Below are 562 nucleotides of genomic sequence, written 5' to 3' on the forward strand. Positions count from 1 at the left end.
TCTGACGTTGAGATAATTCCCCTTTGAGAAGCTCATTAAGAATGTTAACGCGTGCAGTTAATGATTCCCTCTCATCAGGTGTCATCAGCATGGTTAACAGCATCTCATGTTGCTGGCTATCCACGCTGGATCGGATTAGCTCGACAATCTGTTGCCAGTCTCTGTACTCGGGTTCGTGTGACATCAAGTTACCTCACTCAATACTTGGTATTGATCTCGTGTTGATTCAAGAACGCGCCGTCGATACCCAAAAGATCACGATAGTAGGTTTCAAACATCAAAATGTTTTGCACATACCCACGAGTTTCGTTAAATGGAATCGCCTCAATAAAGGCGTATGCGTCCACTTTGCCTTGGGTTCGCTCTCGCCACGTTTTTACTCGGTTAGGGCCAGCATTATAAGCGGCGAGCGCAAAAATACGATTATTATCGTAATCCTCTAGCAAACCTTGCAGATAATGGCTACCGATCTCGATGTTTTTGCCGACGTTGTATAAATCATCACTACCTTGATAAGTCAGCTTGTATTTACGTGCCGTGTACTTCGCAGTCGCTGGCATGA

General features: G+C 44.8%; 2 protein-coding genes. Both read right to left on the bottom strand.

The genetic code is table 11. The features are described 5' to 3' along the window. Nucleotides 1-184: Trp family transcriptional regulator (locus tag R7Q46_RS29220; protein ID WP_318078587.1), on the bottom strand; the 184-nt coding region annotated here is incomplete at its 3' end. Between the two features lie 13 nt (nucleotides 185-197). Beyond that, nucleotides 198-562 (bottom strand): lytic transglycosylase domain-containing protein (locus tag R7Q46_RS29225; RefSeq protein WP_318078588.1); only part of this gene is annotated, 365 nt, incomplete at its 5' end.

The sequence above is a fragment of the Vibrio sp. 811 genome, assembly GCF_033339195.1.